Here is a 20,800-nt window from a genome sequence, read left to right as displayed (position 1 = left end):
ACCGAGCATCAAGCATCAAAAAAGCCGCTCGTACCTTATGTTCTTCAACAGAACTCAGAGTACGAGCGGCTTTTTGTTTATTCGTTTCTAGATTTATTTTGCAGATGCTCAAGCTGATGCTGAATTTCTCGGATATCTTTGCGCATAGGAATAATATGCGCCACTCGAATCCAGGCCTCTACCGCAAGCCCAGTCATGATCATCGAACCAGCCACCATTGGTAGCCACATGTCCGTCAACACCATGCCTAATAGTGTAAGTGCAAGACCAAAGGTAAATAGATAACTTTGGCTTTGTGGAGTAATACCCATATAACGCGTCAACATAATCATGCCCTCGTGTTCTTAACTCACAAGATTAAAATATCATGACAAGTATGACAGTTATATGTCCATTCGCTCGATAAACCCGACAATACTGTAAGAGTATGACCTACAACACATTACTCCACTGGTTGAGTATAATAAGACTCAATACCACCGCTTAATAGAAAGCCGCTGCGATAGCCAAACCCACGAATAACAAGGCGGTGATCTTGCGAATCAGATCAAGAGGCATCTTATCTGCCGATAACTTACCAATGATCACCACTGGCACATTCGCCAGCAACATACCGATGGTAGTACCCAGAATCACCCACGTTAATGCATCAGAATATTGAGCCCCTAGAATGGAGGTCGCAATCTGAGTCTTATCGCCAATCTCAGCAATAAAGAAAGCGATAAAACTGGCAACAAATGGGCCTCGATTCGAGATCTGCTCATCGTCATCCAACTTATCCGGAATCAGAATCCAGCCCGCCATCGCAATGAAACTGACCACCAGCACCCATTTTAAGATTTCAGGAGATAAGTAATCTGCGATAACGACACCGAGCCATGCAGCAAGAGCATGATTGGCAATGGTGGCAAAGAAGATAGCCGCGATGATAGGTATCGGCTTGCGATATCGACTGGCTAATAAAAGGGATAGCAACTGAGTCTTATCACCGATCTCGGCTAAGGCGACAGTTGTAATTGAAATTGCTAAAACGCTCACGACATGCTCATTTGGGACGGAGATTATTATATTTAACCAAAGACAAACCTCGCGCCCCATCCCGGTTCACGATGCTTGTCTAAGGTCTTGCTAAGCGCCACCAAGGTGGTGGTTGCCTCGAACGCCATGATGATTTTGCATCAATTATGTTGACGGACGAACTCATTCAATAGGATATGAATAAGTAAGCTACTCCCCAAAGACCGCGAGATTTTAATCACCCACGCTTTCAAACACAAGTGTCAAAGTTATCAAAATATCCACTTGTGCCGAAAAACAAACATTAAAGGCAAAAAAATCCACTAAACGACATTTTAGACCACTAATTAAACAAGATTACCCCTACTCGCTTTACCAATATCTCGGTATACTCAGAGGTTATTTTTCTCATTCATTTAAAAGAATCGCGCGAACCTGACTATGCAAAAATACGATATCAAAACCTTCCAGGGAATGATCCTCGCGCTGCAGGATTACTGGGCACAAAACGGTTGTACCATTGTTCAACCACTAGATATGGAAGTAGGTGCTGGCACCTCTCACCCAATGACATGTCTACGTGCACTTGGCCCAGAGCCAATGTCTACGGCATACGTTCAACCTTCTCGTCGTCCGACCGATGGTCGTTACGGTGAAAACCCGAACCGCCTGCAGCACTACTATCAATTCCAAGTAGCTCTAAAACCTTCTCCAGATAACATCCAGGAGTTGTACTTAGGCTCGCTTGAAGTTCTTGGTGTCGACCCGCTTGTTCACGATATTCGCTTCGTAGAAGACAACTGGGAAAACCCAACGCTAGGCGCATGGGGTCTTGGTTGGGAAGTATGGCTAAACGGTATGGAAGTGACTCAATTTACTTACTTCCAACAAGTTGGCGGCCTTGAGTGTAAGCCTGTAACGGGTGAGATCACTTACGGTATCGAGCGTCTAGCAATGTACATCCAGGAAGTAGACTCTGTTTACGACCTTGTATGGAACGTAGCACCAGACGGTTCTAACGTAACGTACGGTGACATCTTCCACCAAAACGAAGTTGAGCAATCTACATACAACTTCGAGCACGCAGACGTAGATTTCCTATTCACTTTCTTCGACCAGTGCGAAAAAGAGTGTAAAGAGCTACTTGAGCTTGAGAAGCCACTGCCGCTTCCAGCTTACGAGCGCATTCTAAAAGCAGGTCACGCATTCAACATCCTTGATGCGCGTAAAGCTATCTCTGTAACAGAGCGTCAACGTTACATCCTTCGTATCCGCAACCTGACTAAAGCTGTTGCAGAGGCGTACTACGCGTCACGTGAAGCGCTTGGCTTCCCAATGTGTAAGAAGGATAAATAATCATGGCGAAGAATTTTCTAATTGAACTGGGTACGGAAGAGCTTCCACCAACGGCACTTCGTTCTCTAGCAGAAGCCTTTGCTTCTAACTTTGAAGCGGGCCTTAAAGCGGCTGAGCTTTCTCACGAAGGCATTAAGTGGTACGCAGCACCTCGTCGTCTAGCACTTAAAGTGACGGCACTGGCTGAAGGCCAAGCAGACAAAGTCGTTGAGAAGCGTGGTCCTGCAATTTCTGTCGCATTCGATGCTGAAGGCAACGCGACTAAAGCTGCACAAGGTTGGGCTCGTGGTAACGGTATTACCGTTGAGCAAGCTGACCGTCTGAAAACAGACAAAGGTGAGTGGCTTCTTTTCAAACAAGAAGTGGCTGGCAAACCAGTTCAAGAATTGGTAATGGACATCGCTGCGAAAGCACTGGCTGGCCTACCAATTCCTAAAGCAATGCGCTGGGGTAACTCAGACATTCAATTTATCCGTCCAGTGAAAACACTGACAGTACTACTAGGTGATGAGCTTGTTGAAGGCAAAATCCTAGGCGTAGCTTCTGCTCGTACTATCCGTGGCCACCGTTTCATGGGCGAACAAGAGTTCACAATCGACTCTGCTGACCAATACCCTGCGATCTTAGAAGAGCGCGGTAAAGTAATGGCAGATTACGATGCGCGTAAAGCGATCATCCTTGCTGATGCTAAAAAAGCAGCAGACGCGGTTGGCGGTATTGCTGACCTAGAAGATGACCTTGTTGAAGAAGTTGCCTCTTTGGTTGAATGGCCAGTGGTGCTTACTGCTAAGTTTGAGCAAGAGTTCCTAAAAGTGCCTTCTGAAGCTTTGGTTTACACCATGAAAGGCGACCAGAAGTACTTCCCTGTTTATTCGCATGAGATTGGTGACGCTGAAAGAAGCCTTCTACCAAACTTCATCTTCGTATCGAACATCGAGTCTAAAGAGCCTCGTCACGTTATCGAAGGTAACGAGAAGGTTGTACGTCCACGTCTTGCTGATGCTGAGTTCTTCTTCAACACTGACCGTAAGCGTCCGCTTATCGACCGTCTTGCTGAACTAGACCAAGCTATCTTCCAGAAGCAATTAGGTACTATCAAAGACAAAACAGACCGCATCACAGAACTTGCTGGCTACATTGCTGAGCAAATCGATGCTGACGTTGAAAAGTCTAAGCGCGCAGGCCTACTGGCTAAGTGTGACCTAATGACATCTATGGTATTCGAATTTACGGATACTCAAGGTGTGATGGGCATGCACTACGCGACTCACGATGGTGAAGACGAGCAAGTAGCACTGGCACTTTACGAGCAATACATGCCTCGTTTCGCGGGTGACACACTGCCAAGCACTGGTATTTCATCAGCAGTAGCAATGGCAGACAAGCTAGACACTATCGTAGGTATCTTCGGTATTGGCCAAGCTCCAAAAGGTTCTGACCCATTCGCTCTACGTCGTGCATCACTAGGTGTGCTACGTATCATCGTTGAAAACGGCTACAACCTAGACCTAACTGACCTTATCGGTAAAGCGAAAGAGCTACTAGGCGACAAGCTAACTAACGAAAACGTAGAAGCTGACGTTATCGACTTCATGCTAGGTCGTTTCCGCGCATGGTACCAAGATGCTGGTTTCAGTGTTGATATCATCCAAGCGGTACTAGCACGTCGTCCAACCAAGCCAGCTGACTTTGACCAACGTGTTAAAGCGGTTTCTCACTTCCGTGAACTGGAAGCAGCAGAAGCACTAGCAGCAGCGAACAAGCGTGTAGGCAACATCCTTGCGAAATTCGATGGCGAGCTACCTGCTGAAATCGATCTAGCGCTTCTTCAAGAAGACGCAGAGAAAGCGCTAGCTGAAAACGTTGAAGTAATGACAGAAGCACTGGAACCAGCATTCGCGACAGGCAACTACCAAGAAGCCCTAAGCAAACTTGCTGACCTACGTGAACCAGTAGATGCATTCTTCGATAACGTGATGGTTATGGCTGATGACGAAGCGCTTAAGAAAAACCGTCTAACGCTACTGAACAACCTACGTAACCTGTTCCTACAGATTGCTGACATCTCTCTACTGCAAAAATAAGCACGAGTGAGACAGTTGCTCTAAGTCATACTCTGAGTAACTAACGGTAAACACCCAAAGGGAAGCGAAAGCTTCCCTTTTTGTTTTTGTGAACCAAGCATTTGTTTGTAGGCGTATTATTGATTAACTGAATGAAACAGCACTCAGACTGTAGAGGGCATTGTTTGCTATAAATAACCTGTTTATTCAGGGGAAGGGAACAATGAAAAAAACAGTACTCGCGCTTTCAATGCTCGCACTCAGCGCATGCAGCCAAACCAGTGACAATAACCTATTACTGACAATTGATAACGACACTGTCGTATTTGAATCATCAGGTAAAGGCACCGTAATTGCAGAACAGGAACTCGCCAAAGGTAGCTATACCTTCTCTATCAGCGACGCTCAAAAGACCTGTGGTACTAACTATGCTTTGGCTGAAGAGAGTCGCATCAAATTCAATAAACCCCTTCGTCTAGACGACTGTGCCGAGAATTCTGAAATCGCCATCAAGGTCTTTCGCGCTAACACCTACCAGTTTACGCTCAACCCACAGACCAATGAACTCACGGTTCAGGTAAAGCCAAAGCAGCAACAAGTTCAAAGCTTTGCATGCCCAGTACCTAGTGACCAGCCAACCACCATCAACGTTGCTCAAACCTTTGATGATGGCACCTTGGTAAGAGACGCCCTTTCAGGAAAACAAGTCACAGTTACCAACGGCAGCGTCACCATGCAGCCAGCAGAAAATAGCCAAGGCGTTCTGCTACTCGAGAAAGTAGAACCAGAAACCAAAGCCGATTTTAGTTGGGACAACGCCACGGTTTACTTCGTGATGACAGACCGCTTCCACAATGGCAACCCTGATAACGACAACAGTTACAATCGTAGCCAAGATGGACAAGATGAAATAGCCACCTTCCACGGTGGTGACTTAGCCGGGTTAACCGAAAAACTCGACTACATAGAATCACTCGGTGCCAATGCCATCTGGATTACCTCTCCACTAGAGCAGATCCATGGCTGGGTTGGCGGCGGTGATCGCGGTGACTTCAAACACTACGGCTACCACGGTTACTACCATCAAGATTGGACCAAGCTCGATGACAACATGGGTACCGAAGACGAGCTGAAAACCTTCATCGATACCGCGCACAGCAAAGGCATTCGTGTTGTTTGGGACGTGGTGATGAACCACACTGGCTATGCGACACTTGCCGACATGCAAGAGTTCGACTTCGGCAAACTCAACCTTACTGATGAACAAGCTAAACAAACCCTCGGCGAAAACTGGACAGATTGGCAACCAGAAGCAGGCCAGAACTGGCACTACTTCAATAACTACATATCTTACAGTGACAAAGAAGCGTGGGAAAAGTGGTGGGGTAAAGCTTGGTTACGCAGCGACATTGGTGCTTATGACTCTCCGGGTTACAACAACCTCAACATGTCTTTGGCGCATCTACCCGATTTCAAAACAGAATCGACAGAGACAACTGGGCTACCGAACTTCTATCGCAACAAGTCCACCAGCGCTACAGATGAACTCCAAACTCCTCGTGAACACCTCATAACTTGGTTGTCTGACTGGGTACGTGAATATGGCGTTGATGGTTTTAGGGTCGATACCGCCAAGCACGTTGAGTTAGATGCGTGGGCAGAGCTTAAAGAGAGCACTAACCAAGCGCTTGCAGAATGGAAGCAAAACAACCCAGACAAAGCGTTGGATGACCTACCATTCTGGATGACGGGTGAAGTATGGGCACACAGCGTGGTGAAATCAGACTATTTCGCTAACGGGTTTGATTCGATCATCAACTTTGAATTCCAGAGTGATATCGCACCCAAAGCACTTAAGTGTCTATCCGATCTCGATGCTGACTACCTTCGCTACGCAGACAAGATCAACAGTGACACCGAATTCAACGTATTGAGTTACCTATCGTCTCACGACACCTCGCTATTCTGGACACAACACGGCAGTGACTTTGCAAAACAAACCAAAGCTGCAAACGCGTTGATGCTGGCTCCCGGTGCAGTACAGATCTATTACGGTGATGAAATCGCGCGTGATTTCGGCCCAACAGGCTCCGACCCAATGCAAGGCACTCGCTCTGACATGCCTTGGGATCAAATCACAGGTGAACGAGCAGAGTTGCTGGATCACTGGCGAGCGCTTGGCCAATTCCGCCAACGCCATCCAGCGGTAGCCCAAGGTAAGCACATCATCCGTAACAGCAAGGGCTACTATGCGTTCGAACGCCAATACCAAGATGACAAGGTATTAGTCGTTTATACCGGCTCGAAGTAAACGCTGATTGAAATAACCCGCACAAATTAAAAGGAGAAGCTTAGGCTTCTCCTTTTTTGATCACGAAACACTCGTTCAATAAGAAAGCAGACACTCATTAGTTAAACTTTATAGAAGTTTTTTTCACGTTAGAGCATTTGGCGCTATGCGTCGCAAAAACATTGCGGTATGTTCAAGGAACACACTGATGGTAGACATAAGGTCTGCCTTAATGACACATAACAAGCAATCACAATGAATTAGGTAAAATAAGTAATGCAGTTCTCTAAGTTTGGTGAAAAATTTAATCGATACTCTGGAATCACTCGTTTAATGGATGATTTGAATGATGGCCTGCGCACTCCTGGTGCAATCATGCTCGGAGGTGGCAACCCAGCCGCTATCCCAGCCATGCTCGATTACTTTAACCAAGCCAGTGCCGACATGCTCGCCAGTGGAGAACTCATCGCCGCCCTCGCCAACTACGATGGTCCGCAAGGCAAAGACAGCTTCATTAAGTCGTTAGCGGCGATGCTGAAAGAAACTTATGGTTGGGACATTAGCGAGAAGAACATCAGCCTGACCAACGGCAGTCAAAGTGGCTTCTTTTACCTATTTAATCTTTTAGCAGGCCAACAGCCAGACGGATCACACAAGAAAATCTTGTTGCCGATCGCTCCGGAATACATCGGCTACGGCGATGCTGGCATTGATGACGATATTTTTATCTCTTACCACCCAGAGATCGAACTGCTAGAAAACCGCCAGTTTAAATACCACGTTGATTTTGAACAGCTCAAGGTTGATGACTCGGTTGCCGCTATCTGTGCTTCTCGCCCAACCAACCCAACAGGTAACGTACTGACCGACGAAGAAGTACGTAAGCTGGATAAACTGGCGCGTGAAAACAACATCCCGCTGCTGATCGACAATGCTTACGGCCTGCCGTTTCCAAACATCATCTTTGAAGATGTCGAGCCGTTCTGGAATGAAAATACCATTCTGTGCATGAGCTTATCTAAGCTTGGTTTACCTGGGGTACGTTGCGGTATCGTAATTGCGAGCGAAGAAGTAACACAAGCGCTAACCAACATGAATGGCATTATCAGCCTAGCACCCAATAGTGTTGGTCCTGCGATTGCTAACCACATGATTGAAAAAGGCGATTTACTGCGCTTAAGCAGCGAGGTAATCAAACCTTTCTATAAAGATAAATCTCTACGTGCAGTTGAGCTTTTACAAGAAGCGATCGATGACCCTCGCTTCCGTATCCACAAGCCTGAAGGCGCGATTTTCTTATGGCTATGGTTTGATGAACTGCCGATTACCACCATGGAGCTGTACGACCGCCTCAAAGCTCGTGGCGTATTGATTGTTCCGGGTGAATACTTCTTTATCGGCCAAGAAGACGAGTGGGATCATGCCCATCAATGTCTACGCATGAACTACGTGCAAGATGATGAGGCGATGCAGAAAGGCATTTCAATCATTGCTGAAGAAGTAAAAAAGGCTTACTCAGAACAGTAATAAAACCTTTTAGGTTACTGTAACCCAAATACAAAAAGAGCACCGACCTTCTTCAAGGTACTGGTGCTCTTTCACTTCAACTTCCCGATAATGTTTGTCACTTGAATACCCTAAATAATTGGGGGTTCAGCTAGGCGACTAGAAAATTCAGCCCTATGAGCATAGGGAACCTATGTAATTAGGGGGAATTTACGACGTCAACAACGCTGTAGCTTCAAGTATGACGGGTATTAGCCTTCTAGTAGGCTATTACCGTTGATAGCAATCTTACGCGGTTGCATCGCTTCTGGGATTTCGCGTTCTAGGTCGATGTGAAGAAGACCATTTTCCATGCTTGCGCCCACCACTTTTACGTAGTCAGCCAGTTGGAATTTACGTTCGAAATCGCGCTCTGCAATACCTTGATATACGAAGGTTTTCTCGGCTTCTGCTTTACGCTCACCTTTCACAATTAGCATGTTCTCTTTTTGAGTAAGATCTAATTGGTCATCTGCAAAACCAGCGACTGCCATAGTAATACGGTAGTTATTCTCGTCTTTTTGCTCGATGTTATACGGAGGGTAACCGCCAGAAGCATTTTTTGATGTGTTCGCTTCCATCATATTGAATAGACGATCGAAGCCGATTGCGTTGCGGTAAAGTGGAGTGAAATCTACAGTTCTCATAATGCTATCCTTTTAGTAAGCAATAGTCTTAGCTGTGATTTTTACTGAGATCGAACCTGTGAGTGATTCAGTAAACAGCTAAGGGATTCAGTTCGCATTCCTCGGGTTTCACCTCGTTTGGCGACAACGCTGGGACATGACAATGAATCAATTTTTAAATTGTGTGCTGCCAAAGTTATCCTCTATTGAGCGATACTCTAGCAACGATTATGAAGGTTCTGTTTCTTCTCTTGTAGAGCAAGACAGTCATCCTCTTCACAACTAGATATGTGGATTGAGCAAAATAGTTTCAAGGGATTATTTTCAATTATTTTTCCAATCCAATATTTTTCAATCACTTAAAAACAAAAAAGACCGTCATTTCTGACAGTCTTTTCAATAAGATATTGAGTTTTTTGAGACGAAGCTATTTCGTTTTAGTTCAAGGAAGAGGCGCGGAGCATACGAATGTATGTGAGCACCTCTGACACAGAAATTAAGCGAAAGAGCGAAGTATCAAAGATACTAAACGTCTAGGTTAGCTACTTTAAGTGCGTTCTCTTCGATGAAGTTACGACGAGGTTCAACTTGGTCACCCATTAACGTCGTAAACAACAGATCAGCACCAACAGCATCTTCAATCGTCACTTGCATCATACGACGAGTTTCAGGATCCATTGTTGTTTCCCAAAGCTGATCAGGGTTCATCTCACCTAGACCTTTGTATCGTTGTAGGCTCAGGCCACGACGAGACTCTTTCACTAACCAGTTCAGAGCTTCAACAAAGCTAGAAACCGCTTGAGTACGCTCACCACGCTTGATGTAAGCGCCTTCTTCAATCAAGCCGTCAAGCGCTTCAGAAAGGTCTGCTAGCTTACCAAACTCTTTCGAGTTGATAAGGTCAATGCTGAGTACATGTTCGTGAGTAACACCGTGTGTACGCACTACAATCTTAGGAACGCTTAAACCTAGCTCTTCGTGTTTTTCAACTTCAAGAGAATATTGGCTCGCACCCGCTTCTTTGCCGTTTAGCTGCTCTACAAGCTGCTTACCCCAAGCTTCAACTGCCGCTTCATCATGACACTGCTCAGCGGTTAGGCGAGGTACATAAATCAGTTCGTGAATCAGTGCTCGTGGGTAACGACGGCTCATACGATCAACCAGCTTAATACCCGCATTGTATTGATGAACAAGCTTCTCTAAGCCTTCACCAGTAAACGCAGGTGCTTCAGGGTTTACGTGCAATTCTGCATTATCTAAAGCCAAAGATACTTGATACTGGTTCATCGCATCTTCATCTTTGATGTACTGCTCTTGCTTACCCTTCTTCACTTTGTAAAGCGGTGGCTGAGCAATGTAGATGTAACCACGTTCAATCAGTTCAGGCATTTGACGGTAGAAGAACGTCAGTAGCAGAGTACGGATGTGAGAACCATCGACATCGGCATCGGTCATGATGATGATGTTGTGGTAGCGCAGTTTATCTGGGTTGTATTCGTCACGACCAATACCACAACCAAGTGCTGTGATGAGCGTTGCGACTTCTTGAGAAGACAGCATTTTATCGAAACGTGCTTTCTCTACGTTAAGGATTTTACCTTTAAGCGGTAGGATTGCTTGGTTCTTACGGTTACGCCCCTGCTTAGCTGATCCGCCAGCAGAGTCTCCTTCCACAATATATAGTTCAGACAGTGCAGGATCTTTTTCCTGACAGTCAGCTAGTTTACCTGGAAGACCCGCTAAATCTAATGCGCCTTTACGACGTGTCATCTCACGAGCTTTACGCGCCGCATCACGAGCACGTGCTGCATCGATAATTTTAGAACAAACGATTTTCGCTTCACCTGGGTTCTCAATTAGGAACTCAGACAGTTTCTCACCCATCGTAGACTCAACGGCAGACTTCACTTCTGAAGAAACCAGCTTGTCTTTAGTTTGGCTTGAGAATTTAGGATCTGGCACTTTCACCGAAACAATCGCTGTCAAACCTTCACGAGCATCATCACCTGATGTTGAAGTCTTCGCTTTCTTCGAGAAGCCTTCTTTGTCCATGAAGCTGTTCAATGTACGTGTTAGTGCACCACGGAAACCCGCTAAGTGAGCACCACCATCACGTTGAGGGATGTTGTTGGTGAAGCAATAAATATTTTCTTGGTAACCATCATTCCATTGCATCGCAACTTCAACGGTAATACCGTCTTCACGCTCATGATCGAAATGGAATATTTTCTGGATAATTGGTGTTTTATTGGTGTTTAAGTGCTCAACAAACGCTTGGATACCGCCTTCGTATTCGAAGTGATCCATTTTGTCTTCTTCGCGCTTATCAATTAGCTTAATTGATACACCTGAGTTCAAGAATGATAGCTCGCGTAGACGCTTAGCTAAAATATCGTAATGGAACTCGATGTTATTGAAGGTTTCTTCACTCGGCCAGAAACGAATCTCTGTACCTGTTTTGTCCGTGTCACCCACAACCGCTAGTGGCGCTTGAGGCTCACCGTGACAGTATGTTTGAGTGTGGATTTTGCCACCGCGATGGATAGTAAGAGTAACTTGCTTAGAAAGTGCGTTAACTACTGAAACACCAACACCGTGCAGACCACCAGATACTTTGTACGAGTTATCATCGAACTTACCACCAGCGTGAAGAACCGTCATGATTACTTCTGCTGCTGATACTTTTTCTTCTGGGTGCAATTCAGTTGGAATACCACGGCCGTCATCGCTTACTGACACAGAACTATCTTCATGGATAGTTACGATGATGTCATTACAGTGACCAGCGAGTGCTTCATCAATAGAGTTATCTACCACCTCAAAAACCATGTGGTGCAGACCGGTACCATCATCCGTGTCGCCAATGTACATTCCAGGACGCTTACGTACCGCATCCAGACCCTTCAGTACTTTAATACTCGATGAATCGTAATTATCTGACATAGTTACTCTCTGACTAATTATCCTTGCTCTATTTTGCCATGTTCCACATGAAACATCCTGCTATTTTCGTCATGCATATCTGCAATCTGATCAGCGGTAATAGAGCTTACAAAAACTTGAGCCTGGGTCGCCTTTAAACACTCGGCAAGACGTGCTCGGCGTTGGCTATCTAATTCGGAAGCAAAGTCATCTATCAAGTAGATGCACTGCTTACCTGTCATTTGAGTGAGATGTTGCCCTTGTGCTACTCGTAGCGCGCACACCATCAACTTCAATTGACCTCGTGACAAGACATCCTCCACTGGAGTGCCGTTCACTTTTATCTTTAGATCCGCTTTGTTTGGCCCACTAAAGGTGTAACCAAGCTGCTGATCCCTTTCAAAATTCTTTTCTAATATCTCAGCGTATGGGGTGTCTTTATCCCAGCCTCGATAGTAGTTAATCTTTATCTCAAACTCAGGTAAGAAGGTTGCGCAGATTTCTTCGGCGACTTCTTTAAGCTGTTCAACGTAAGTGGCACGCCACTGGCTGATGCTTTCAGCTAAACGGGCCAATTCTTGATCCCAATAGCTCAGTTCTCGATAGTTCGTCGCCGTTTTCAATAATGCATTACGCTGTTTATTGAGGCGCTTTACCCTGCCCCAAGCATCATAAAAACCCGACTCACTATGGAAGACTCCCCAATCAATGAATGCGCGACGATGCTTAGGTCCATCGGTTAGTAAATCAAACCCTTCGGGGTGAATCAACTGCAAAGGTAAGACTTGAGCTAACTGAGCCAATTTTTGCCCAGTTTGACCGCTTATTTTAACCTCTGTGGTGCCATCGCGCTGCTTATTAATGCCAATTGGCAGCTCAAATTGATCCGAGGTCAAAAAACGGCCATGGACAAACAGTTCGCTACACTCATTTTGAATGATACGACCGGTTAAGGAGCTTTTGAACGAGCGACCATGTCCGAGCAGATACACCGCTTCAAGGACACTGGTTTTGCCGCTTCCGTTAGCCCCTATAAGAAAGTTAAAGCCTGATGACGGTTGAATGTCACAGGCTTCAATATTTCTAAACTGCTTTACGATTAAGCGCGATAAAGGCATAACGTCTTCATATTAATCTTCAATCACGGCTCGATAGACAAACGTTGTTGATAAGCAAACATAATGTATAAATAAACACAGTTACAAACGAATCGGCATGACAACGTACATCGCGCTGTCATCTTGTGCGTTTTCAATCAAGGCACTCGCATTCGCGTCTGACATTGAGATTCGAACCTGCTCACAACGCAGTGTGTTCAATACATCCAATACGTAGCTTACGTTGAAGCCAATCTCTAGCGCGTCACCGTCGAAGGTGACGTCTAGTACTTCTTCCGCTTCTTCTTGTTCTGGGTTGTTCGCTGTAATACGCATCTCGGTATCGACAAGATTAACGCGAACACCACGGAATTTTTCATTCGACAGAATCGCAGCACGAGAAAACGCTGAACGTAACTCATCGCAGCCAGCTTCTAATGTCTTAGTGGTATTTTGTGGCATTACGCGGCGATAATCCGGGAAACGACCATCAACAAGCTTAGAAGTGAAGACATAGTTGTTCACTTCAGCACGCACGTTAGAGTTACCAATCTGCAGCGTTACTGGCTGTTCAGGAGCATCCAGTAGCTTGACCAACTCTTGCACACCTTTACGAGGAACAATGATCTGCTTCTGAGCAAAATCAGCACCCAGTTGCGCTTGAGATACCGCCATACGGTGACCATCAGTTGCAACACTACGTAAGATAGAACCTTCAATCTCAAACAACATACCGTTGAGGTAGTAACGAACGTCTTGGTTCGCCATTGAGAATTGTGTTTTCTCGATAAGACCGCGCAATTCAGCTTGTGTCACTGACACTTCAACTTCACTGCTCCAATCTTCAATATTTGGAAAATCTGCCGCAGGTAATGTTGCCAATGAGAAACGGCTACGACCAGAACGAACCTGAACACGGTCACCATCCAATACCACAGTGATCACTGAGCTATCTGGCAAACCGCGACAGATATCTAGGAACTTACGTGAAGGTACGGTAATACTGCCCGCTTCGAAATCACCTTCAAGCGTTACACGGCTGATCAATTCAACTTCTAGATCCGTCGCTGTCATCGACAACACGTTATCTTCTACTTTAATCAGTAGGTTTCCTAGAATTGGAAGCGTTGGCCTGCCACCGAGTGCGCCAGATACTTGTTGTAATGGCTTTATCAGGTGACTACGTTCAATGGTAAATTTCATATCTTGCTCTTACGGTCTAAATGGCACTGCGTAATAGTACGTGGCCAAGATTCTGCTTATTAAGGTTAAGAATACTGTGTATTAAGAAGAAAGGGTACGAATCAAGTTCGAATAATCTTCTTTAATGTCGTGGCTCTCTTCACGCAGCTGAGCAATCTTACGACAAGCGTGCAGCACGGTCGTGTGGTCACGGCCACCGAATGCATCACCAATCTCAGGCAAGCTGTGGTTAGTCAGCTCTTTAGCCAATGCCATCGCCAGTTGGCGTGGACGAGCAACAGAACGAGAACGACGTTTAGATAATAGATCAGCAACTTTGATTTTGTAGTATTCAGCGACTGTCTTTTGAATGTTATCAATGGTGACCAGTTTTTCTTGCAGGGCAAGTAGGTCACGCAGTGCTTCACGCACAAAATCGATCGTAATCGGACGGCCAGTGAAGTTTGCATTCGCAATAACACGGTTCAATGCGCCTTCAAGCTCACGAACGTTAGAGCGTAAACGCTTAGCAATAAAGAATGCCACTTCATCCGCAAGATGAATTTGGTGGTCTTCTGCTTTCTTCATCAAGATCGCCACACGAGTCTCAAGCTCAGGTGGCTCAATCGCAACCGTCAAACCCCAACCGAAGCGGGATTTAAGACGATCCTCTACCCCGTTGATCTCTTTTGGATAACGGTCAGACGTTAGGATGATCTGTTGATTGCCTTCAAGCAGTGCATTAAAGGTATGGAAGAACTCTTCTTGAGAGCGCTCTTTATTAGCAAAGAATTGGATATCATCGATAAGCAATGCATCAACACTACGGTAGTAGCGCTTAAATTCTTCAATCGCATTGTTTTGGAGCGCTTTCACCATGTCTTGAACAAAGCGCTCTGAGTGCATGTAAACCACTTTAGCATTCGGCTTATTATCAACAATGGCGTTGCCCACTGCATGCAACAAGTGCGTTTTACCTAAACCAGTACCACCATACAAAAACAACGGGTTATAAGCGGTTCCTGGGTTATCAGAAACCTGACGTGCCGCAGCCAAACCCAGTTGGTTCGACTTACCTTCAACAAAGTTATTGAACTTATGTTTTGGGTTCACGTTTGAACGGTGATTAAGATCAACCGCTACAGGTTCTTCATCACGCCAGATATTGTGTACTGGTTTACGTGCTTGTAGCTGCGCAGGTGCAGACGACTCAGCGGCTACATCAGCAGCGGTACGTGTACGAGCAGGGGCGATAGCCTCAGACCTTGGAGCAATGACTCGTTTACTTCCAATCTCAAAATGAAGATGTGGGATATCATTACCACAATATTCTTGTAGCAAACGGTTAATGCTATTTAGGTACTTATCGCGCACCCAATCGAGTACAAATCGGTTTGGTGCAAATAGAGTTAGAGTATTACCATTGAGCTCCGCTTGTAACGGACGTACCCACATACTGAATTCTGTAGCTGGTAACTCTTCTTGAAGCTGTTGCAAGCATTGCAACCAAAGCGAAGATGACACGGTGCCCCACTCTATTTAAGTTATATGAAATGACCGCTAATTTTACCTGTTGATAAGTCAGATCACCAGCAATTGATCACAGATCCAGTGAATAAGATCCAAGTTATTCACAATAAATAGTGCAAAACTGGCTGGATCCACACATCTTGCCCCTACTTTACTCACACAACGATCCACTTATGCCCGGATCCTTGCTAGTTATCCCCAAATCGAGAATACGATCTGGTTATGGTTAATAACATCTGGTTATTTATTCTATTGAGCAATTTCCCAGTAACATCCAACCCTATAAATATAAGGAGTTACCAAATGAATAACTGGATTAAGGCTGCAATTGCGGCTATCGCACTCTCTGCTGCTACTGTTCAAGCCGCGACTGAAGTTAAAGTCGGCATGTCTGGTCGCTACTTCCCATTTACGTTCGTTAAACAAGACCAACTACAAGGTTTTGAAGTGGATTTATGGGATGAGATCGGTAAACGTAACGATTACAAGGTTGAATACGTAACGGCAAACTTCTCTGGTCTGTTTGGTCTTCTTGAAACGGGTCGAATCGATACCATTTCAAACCAAATTACAATAACGGATGCACGTAAAGCGAAATACCTATTCGCAGACCCTTACGTAGTAGACGGCGCACAAATTACCGTTCGTAAAGGTAATGACAGCATTAAAGGCATCGAAGACCTAGATGGTAAGACGGTTGCAGTAAACCTTGGCTCAAACTTTGAGCAACTGCTGCGCAGCTACGACAAAGATGGCAAAATCAATGTCAAAACCTACGATACCGGTATTGAACATGATGTCGCTCTTGGTCGTGCCGACGCATTCGTAATGGATCGCCTATCAGCACTAGAGCTTATCAAGAAGACTGGTCTACCATTACAGCTAGCAGGACAACCATTCGAGACAATCGAAAATGCTTGGCCTTTCGTTAACAACGACAACGGTCAAAAACTGCAAGCAGAAGTAAACGAAGCATTAGCAGCAATGCGCGCAGATGGTACGCTAGAAAGTATCTCTCAGAAGTGGTTTGGTGCGGACATTACTCAGAAGTAACGACTCACTTTCCCATTTGAGGCCCACTGCTTTACACAGCGGTGGGCTTTTTGCTTTTGTGCACTGATTAAAAAGCCTGATATAACAGTATTTCCAAACAATACTTCCAATAAAAATATGAGATAGATTATGGGATTTGACTTTAATTACATGCTAGGTCTGTTGCCAATACTGCTGAAGTATTTAGGCACCACTATGGAGATGGCAATCTGGGGCTTATTTTTCGCCCTAATTCTATCTTTGATACTGGCGAACATTCGTGTATTCAAAATCCCAGTACTCGACCAGCTTAGCCAGCTGTATATTAGCTTCTTCCGAGGCACGCCACTGCTGGTGCAACTGTTCCTTCTATACTATGGCCTACCACAAGTGTTTCCGTGGATGGTTGGACTTGATGCGTTTGGCGCCGCGGTTATCGGCTTAACCTTACACTTTGCTGCTTACATGGCTGAAAGTATTCGTGCCGCGATTATCGGTATCGATCGTAGCCAAATGGAAGCAAGCCTGTCAGTCGGTATGACAACCAGCCAAGCCATGCGTCGAGTGATCTTGCCGCAAGCGACACGTGTAGCACTGCCTTCTTTGATGAACTATTTCATCGACATGATTAAGTCGACTTCACTTGCATTCACCCTAGGTGTAGCCGAAATCATGGCTAAAGCTCAGATGGAAGCTTCTTCAAGTTTCCGCTTCTTCGAGGCTTTCTTAGCAGTCGCGCTGATTTACTGGGGCGTGGTGGTTATCCTCACTCGTATTCAAATTTGGGCCGAAGTGAAACTGAATAAGGCGTATGTACGATGATCAAATTACAAAATATCCACAAGCAGTTTGGTGACACCGAAGTATTGAAAGGGATCGACCTCGAAATCAAGCAAGGTGAGATAATTGTCATCATAGGTTCAAGTGGTACGGGTAAGTCTACCCTGCTGCGTTGTGTGAATTTTCTAGAGCAAGCCGATCAAGGTACGATTTCGATTGATGATATCAAGGTTGATACTCAGAAACACACTAAAGCAGAGGTGCTTGCACTGCGCCGTAAGACCGGTTTTGTGTTCCAAAACTATGCACTGTTCGCTCACCAAACGGCAAGGCAGAATATTGCGGAAGGTTTGATTACCGTTCGTGGTTGGAAAAAGCAGCAAGCTCATGAAAAAGCACAACAAATACTCGATGATATTGGCCTAGGAGAGAAAACAGATAGCTATCCAGCAGCGCTCTCTGGTGGCCAGCAGCAACGTGTTGGTATTGGCCGTGCGATGGCTCTACAACCAGAGCTTTTATTGTTTGATGAGCCTACTTCAGCGCTCGATCCTGAGTGGGTTGGCGAAGTGCTTAACTTAATGAAAAAACTGGCAAATCAGCATCAAACCATGCTGGTGGTTACGCACGAAATGCAGTTCGCTAAAGAGGTCGCAGACCGAGTGATCTTCATGGCTGATGGTCACATTGTCGAACAGGGATCTCCACAGGATATTTTTGGTAATCCACAGGATCCTAAATTAAAGAAATTCTTAAATAAGGTCGGGATCGAATAAGGATCCTTGTGATTTTAGTTATTCTACGTATAATCCCCCGACCGGAATTTTAGTTAACCCAATCATTGACACTTTTTGTGACAGTGATTACAATTCCGCCTCTTTGTTGAGAGGCGTCGGTTTTCCTTTCTTATATAAAGAAGAGAAAAAATGCCCACGCCGGGTTTAACAAAAACCTAAAACTACTGATCAGTAAGGTAATTACAATGAAACGCACTTTTCAACCTACAGTTCTAAAGCGTAAGCGTACTCACGGTTTCCGTGCTCGCATGGCTACTAAGAACGGTCGCGCAACAATCAATGCACGTCGTGCAAAAGGCCGTAAGCGTCTTTCTAAGTAATCTTTGATTATTTTGAATAAGCTAGCCTTCGGTCGGGAGTTACGCTTGTTAACTCCCGAACATTATCAGAATGTCTTCAAGCAAGCTCATCGAGCAGGCTCCCCTCATTTCACCATCATTGCCCGAAATAACTCTCTTTCAAATCCTCGCCTTGGATTAGCTGTTCCGAAAAAGCAGATTAAAACCGCCGTGGGTCGTAACCGATTCAAGCGTCTTACTCGTGAAAGCTTTCGTAACACTCAACACAAACTTCCTAACAAAGATTTTGTTGTAATCGCTAAGAAGAGCGCGCAAGATTTAAGCAATGAAGAAATGTTCAAGCTACTCGACAAATTATGGCTTCGCCTGTCTCGCCCTTCGCGTGGATAGCGCTAATACCCATCTATTTTTATAGATGGTTTATTAGTCCACTCATCGGCCCACGCTGCCGATTTACTCCAACCTGCTCTTTATATGCGATAGAAGCGTTGAAAGCTCACGGTTTTGTAAAAGGGTGTTGGTTATCAGGCAAACGTCTATTAAAATGCCATCCTTTGAACGAAGGGGGCTTTGACCCCGTTCCACCAGTCCAAAAACAAGACAGAGATAAATAACGATGGATTCTCAACGTAATATCCTGTTAATCGCATTGGCTTTGGTTTCTTTCCTACTGTTCCAACAATGGAACGTAGCTCAGAACCCAGCTCCACAAGCGATTGAGCAGGCACAATCTGGCAGCACCCTACCAGCGCCATCTTATGCAGATGACTTAGACCCAGCTCCGGGCCAACAAGTCGCTTCTGCAAAAACTATCACAGTAACAACTGATGTACTGACTCTGTCAATTGATACGGTTGGTGGTGATGTCGTTCAAGCAAACCTAAATGATTACTCTGCTGAGTTTGATTCTGAAGATACATTTGTTCTTCTTAAGAACGAACCTGGTCACCAATTTATCGCACAAAGCGGTCTAGTTGGCCCTCAAGGTATCGATTTAAGCAGCACTAACCGCCCTAGCTACACGGTTTCAGCAGACAGCTTCACGCTTGCTGATGGTCAGGATGAACTACGCATCCCGATGACTTACCAAGCGAACGGCCTTGATTACACGAAAACATTCGTCCTTAAGCGTGGCAGCTACGCAATGGATGTTGAATACGATGTAGTCAACAACTCTGGTACTAACGCGACATTCGGCATGTACGCTCACCTACGTCAAAACGTTATGGATGACGGCGGTAGCTTAACAATGCCAACTTACCGTGGTGGTGCTTACTCTACGGAAGATACGCGTTACAAAAAATACAGCTTCGACGACATGCAAGATCGCAACCTGTCTCTTAACCTAGCCAATGGTCAAGGTTGGGCAGCGATGATTCAGCACTACTTTGCAAGTGCTTGGATCCCACGCGACGAAGCAGGCAGCAACCTTTACACTCGTGTCATTGGTAACCTTGGCGACATCGGTGTTCGCATGCCGAACAAAACCATCGCTACTGGCGATGAAGCAAGCTTTAAAGCAACGCTTTGGGTTGGTCCTAAACTTCAAGACCAAATGGCTGCTGTAGCACCAAACCTAGACCTAGTAGTTGACTACGGTTGGTTATGGTTCATTGCTAAACCACTTCATACTCTGCTTTCGTTCATTCAAGGCATCGTTGTGAACTGGGGTCTAGCAATCATCTGTCTAACGTTTATCGTTCGTGGTGCTATGTACCCACTAACGAAAGCTCAGTACACGTCTATGGCGAAAATGCGTATGCTTCAGCCTAAGCTGACTGCAATGCGTGAGCGTATTGGCGACGACCGTCAACGCATGAGCCAAGAAATGATGGAGCTGTACAAGAAAGAGAAAGTAAACCCACTTGGTGGCTGTTTACCTATCATCTTGCAAATGCCTATCTTCATTTCGCTATACTGGGCACTAATGGAGTCTGTTGAACTGCGTCACTCACCGTTCTTCGGTTGGATTACTGACCTTTCAGCACAAGACCCATACTACATCTTGCCACTTCTGATGGGTGCTTCAATGTTCCTAATCCAGAAGATGAGCCCGACAACTGTAACGGATCCAATGCAGCAGAAGATCATGACCTTTATGCCGGTTATGTTTACATTCTTCTTCCTGTTCTTCCCTTCAGGTCTGGTTCTTTACTGGCTAGTATCGAACATCGTAACTCTGATTCAGCAAACGCTTATCTACCGCGCGCTGGAAAAGAAAGGCTTACATTCTAAGTAAGTTCGATAATAGAAAGAGATAAAGA

General features: G+C 45.3%; 18 protein-coding genes and 1 riboswitch. Of the genes, 11 read left to right on the top strand and 7 right to left on the bottom strand.

The features are described 5' to 3' along the window. Positions 1–77: 77 nt before the first annotated feature. The gene (locus AACU28_RS23545; RefSeq protein WP_004736676.1) at positions 78–332 is read right to left on the bottom strand and encodes a hypothetical protein; all 255 of its coding nucleotides are present in this window, start codon (positions 330–332) and stop codon (positions 78–80) included. A 151-nt stretch (positions 333–483) separates the two neighbouring features. Beyond that, positions 484–1,038, bottom strand: a complete 555-nt coding sequence (locus AACU28_RS23540; RefSeq protein ID WP_017077289.1) for a TMEM165/GDT1 family protein — start codon at positions 1,036–1,038, stop codon at positions 484–486. A 34-nt stretch (positions 1,039–1,072) separates the two neighbouring features. Further along, positions 1,073–1,248, bottom strand: a riboswitch (yybP-ykoY riboswitch). Positions 1,249–1,458: 210 nt separating this feature from the next. Between AACU28_RS23540 and glyQ the strand changes: the two genes are divergently transcribed. From glyQ to AACU28_RS23520, 4 genes are all read left to right on the top strand, one after another. Then, positions 1,459–2,373: a glycine--tRNA ligase subunit alpha gene (glyQ, locus tag AACU28_RS23535; protein ID WP_009848159.1), complete on the top strand. Its 915-nt coding sequence runs from the start codon at positions 1,459–1,461 to the stop codon at positions 2,371–2,373. A 2-nt stretch (positions 2,374–2,375) separates the two neighbouring features. Then, positions 2,376–4,457, top strand: a complete 2,082-nt coding sequence (glyS, locus tag AACU28_RS23530; RefSeq protein WP_121603653.1) for a glycine--tRNA ligase subunit beta — start codon at positions 2,376–2,378, stop codon at positions 4,455–4,457. Between the two features lie 202 nt (positions 4,458–4,659). Beyond that, positions 4,660–6,747 (top strand): alpha-amylase, encoded by a 2,088-nt coding sequence (locus AACU28_RS23525; protein ID WP_121603652.1) that lies wholly within the window; start codon positions 4,660–4,662, stop codon positions 6,745–6,747. A 255-nt stretch (positions 6,748–7,002) separates the two neighbouring features. Then, positions 7,003–8,253 (top strand): valine--pyruvate transaminase, encoded by a 1,251-nt coding sequence (locus AACU28_RS23520; RefSeq protein WP_017092348.1) that lies wholly within the window; start codon positions 7,003–7,005, stop codon positions 8,251–8,253. Between the two features lie 230 nt (positions 8,254–8,483). On the opposite strand, the gene AACU28_RS23515 is transcribed toward AACU28_RS23520, so the two are convergent. From AACU28_RS23515 to dnaA, 5 genes are all read right to left on the bottom strand, one after another. Next, positions 8,484–8,918 carry an Hsp20 family protein gene (locus tag AACU28_RS23515; protein ID WP_004736683.1) on the bottom strand — a complete coding sequence of 145 codons (435 nt, stop codon included), beginning with the start codon at positions 8,916–8,918 and terminating at the stop codon, positions 8,484–8,486. Between the two features lie 504 nt (positions 8,919–9,422). Then, positions 9,423–11,840: a DNA topoisomerase (ATP-hydrolyzing) subunit B gene (gene gyrB / locus AACU28_RS23510; RefSeq protein WP_004736684.1), complete on the bottom strand. Its 2,418-nt coding sequence runs from the start codon at positions 11,838–11,840 to the stop codon at positions 9,423–9,425. A 17-nt stretch (positions 11,841–11,857) separates the two neighbouring features. Continuing rightward, positions 11,858–12,937, bottom strand: coding sequence for a DNA replication/repair protein RecF (recF, locus tag AACU28_RS23505; RefSeq protein ID WP_004736685.1), 1,080 nt, complete (start codon positions 12,935–12,937; stop codon positions 11,858–11,860). A gap of 81 nt (positions 12,938–13,018) precedes the next feature. Continuing rightward, complete coding sequence (gene dnaN / locus AACU28_RS23500) at positions 13,019–14,119, bottom strand: DNA polymerase III subunit beta (protein WP_017073815.1); 1,101 nt, start codon at positions 14,117–14,119, stop codon at positions 13,019–13,021. An 81-nt stretch (positions 14,120–14,200) separates the two neighbouring features. Further along, on the bottom strand, positions 14,201–15,622 hold the full coding sequence (gene dnaA, locus AACU28_RS23495) for a chromosomal replication initiator protein DnaA (RefSeq protein WP_017081729.1): 1,422 nt from the start codon (positions 15,620–15,622) through the stop codon (positions 14,201–14,203). A 309-nt stretch (positions 15,623–15,931) separates the two neighbouring features. Between dnaA and AACU28_RS23490 the strand changes: the two genes are divergently transcribed. The 7 genes from AACU28_RS23490 (at position 15,932) to yidC (ending at position 20,775) form a co-directional block, all read left to right on the top strand. Then, positions 15,932–16,681 carry an amino acid ABC transporter substrate-binding protein gene (locus AACU28_RS23490; protein ID WP_026012349.1) on the top strand — a complete coding sequence of 250 codons (750 nt, stop codon included), beginning with the start codon at positions 15,932–15,934 and terminating at the stop codon, positions 16,679–16,681. A 129-nt stretch (positions 16,682–16,810) separates the two neighbouring features. Continuing rightward, the gene (locus tag AACU28_RS23485; RefSeq protein WP_004735796.1) at positions 16,811–17,482 is read left to right on the top strand and encodes an amino acid ABC transporter permease; all 672 of its coding nucleotides are present in this window, start codon (positions 16,811–16,813) and stop codon (positions 17,480–17,482) included. Further along, entirely contained in the window at positions 17,479–18,216 is a 738-nt protein-coding gene (locus AACU28_RS23480) for an amino acid ABC transporter ATP-binding protein (protein ID WP_017081730.1), read from the top strand. The genes AACU28_RS23485 and AACU28_RS23480 overlap by 4 nt, the downstream gene beginning before the upstream one ends. A 206-nt stretch (positions 18,217–18,422) precedes the next feature. After that, complete coding sequence (gene rpmH / locus AACU28_RS23475; RefSeq protein WP_004735800.1) at positions 18,423–18,557, top strand: 50S ribosomal protein L34; 135 nt, start codon at positions 18,423–18,425, stop codon at positions 18,555–18,557. Between the two features lie 45 nt (positions 18,558–18,602). Further along, positions 18,603–18,926 (top strand): ribonuclease P protein component, encoded by a 324-nt coding sequence (rnpA, locus tag AACU28_RS23470; protein ID WP_017055478.1) that lies wholly within the window; start codon positions 18,603–18,605, stop codon positions 18,924–18,926. Further along, positions 18,893–19,150, top strand: a complete 258-nt coding sequence (yidD, locus tag AACU28_RS23465) for a membrane protein insertion efficiency factor YidD (RefSeq protein ID WP_004735802.1) — start codon at positions 18,893–18,895, stop codon at positions 19,148–19,150. Before rnpA ends, yidD begins: the two co-directional genes overlap by 34 nt. Positions 19,151–19,152: 2 nt before the next feature. Beyond that, positions 19,153–20,775 (top strand): membrane protein insertase YidC, encoded by a 1,623-nt coding sequence (yidC, locus tag AACU28_RS23460; protein ID WP_004735803.1) that lies wholly within the window; start codon positions 19,153–19,155, stop codon positions 20,773–20,775. The last annotated feature ends 25 nt before the right edge of the window (positions 20,776–20,800 follow it).

It is taken from the genome of Vibrio sp. SBT000027 (assembly GCF_963894355.1).
Classification (GTDB): Bacteria; Pseudomonadota; Gammaproteobacteria; order Enterobacterales; family Vibrionaceae; genus Vibrio; species Vibrio splendidus.
This window is presented reverse-complemented; position numbering and strand designations above follow the sequence as displayed.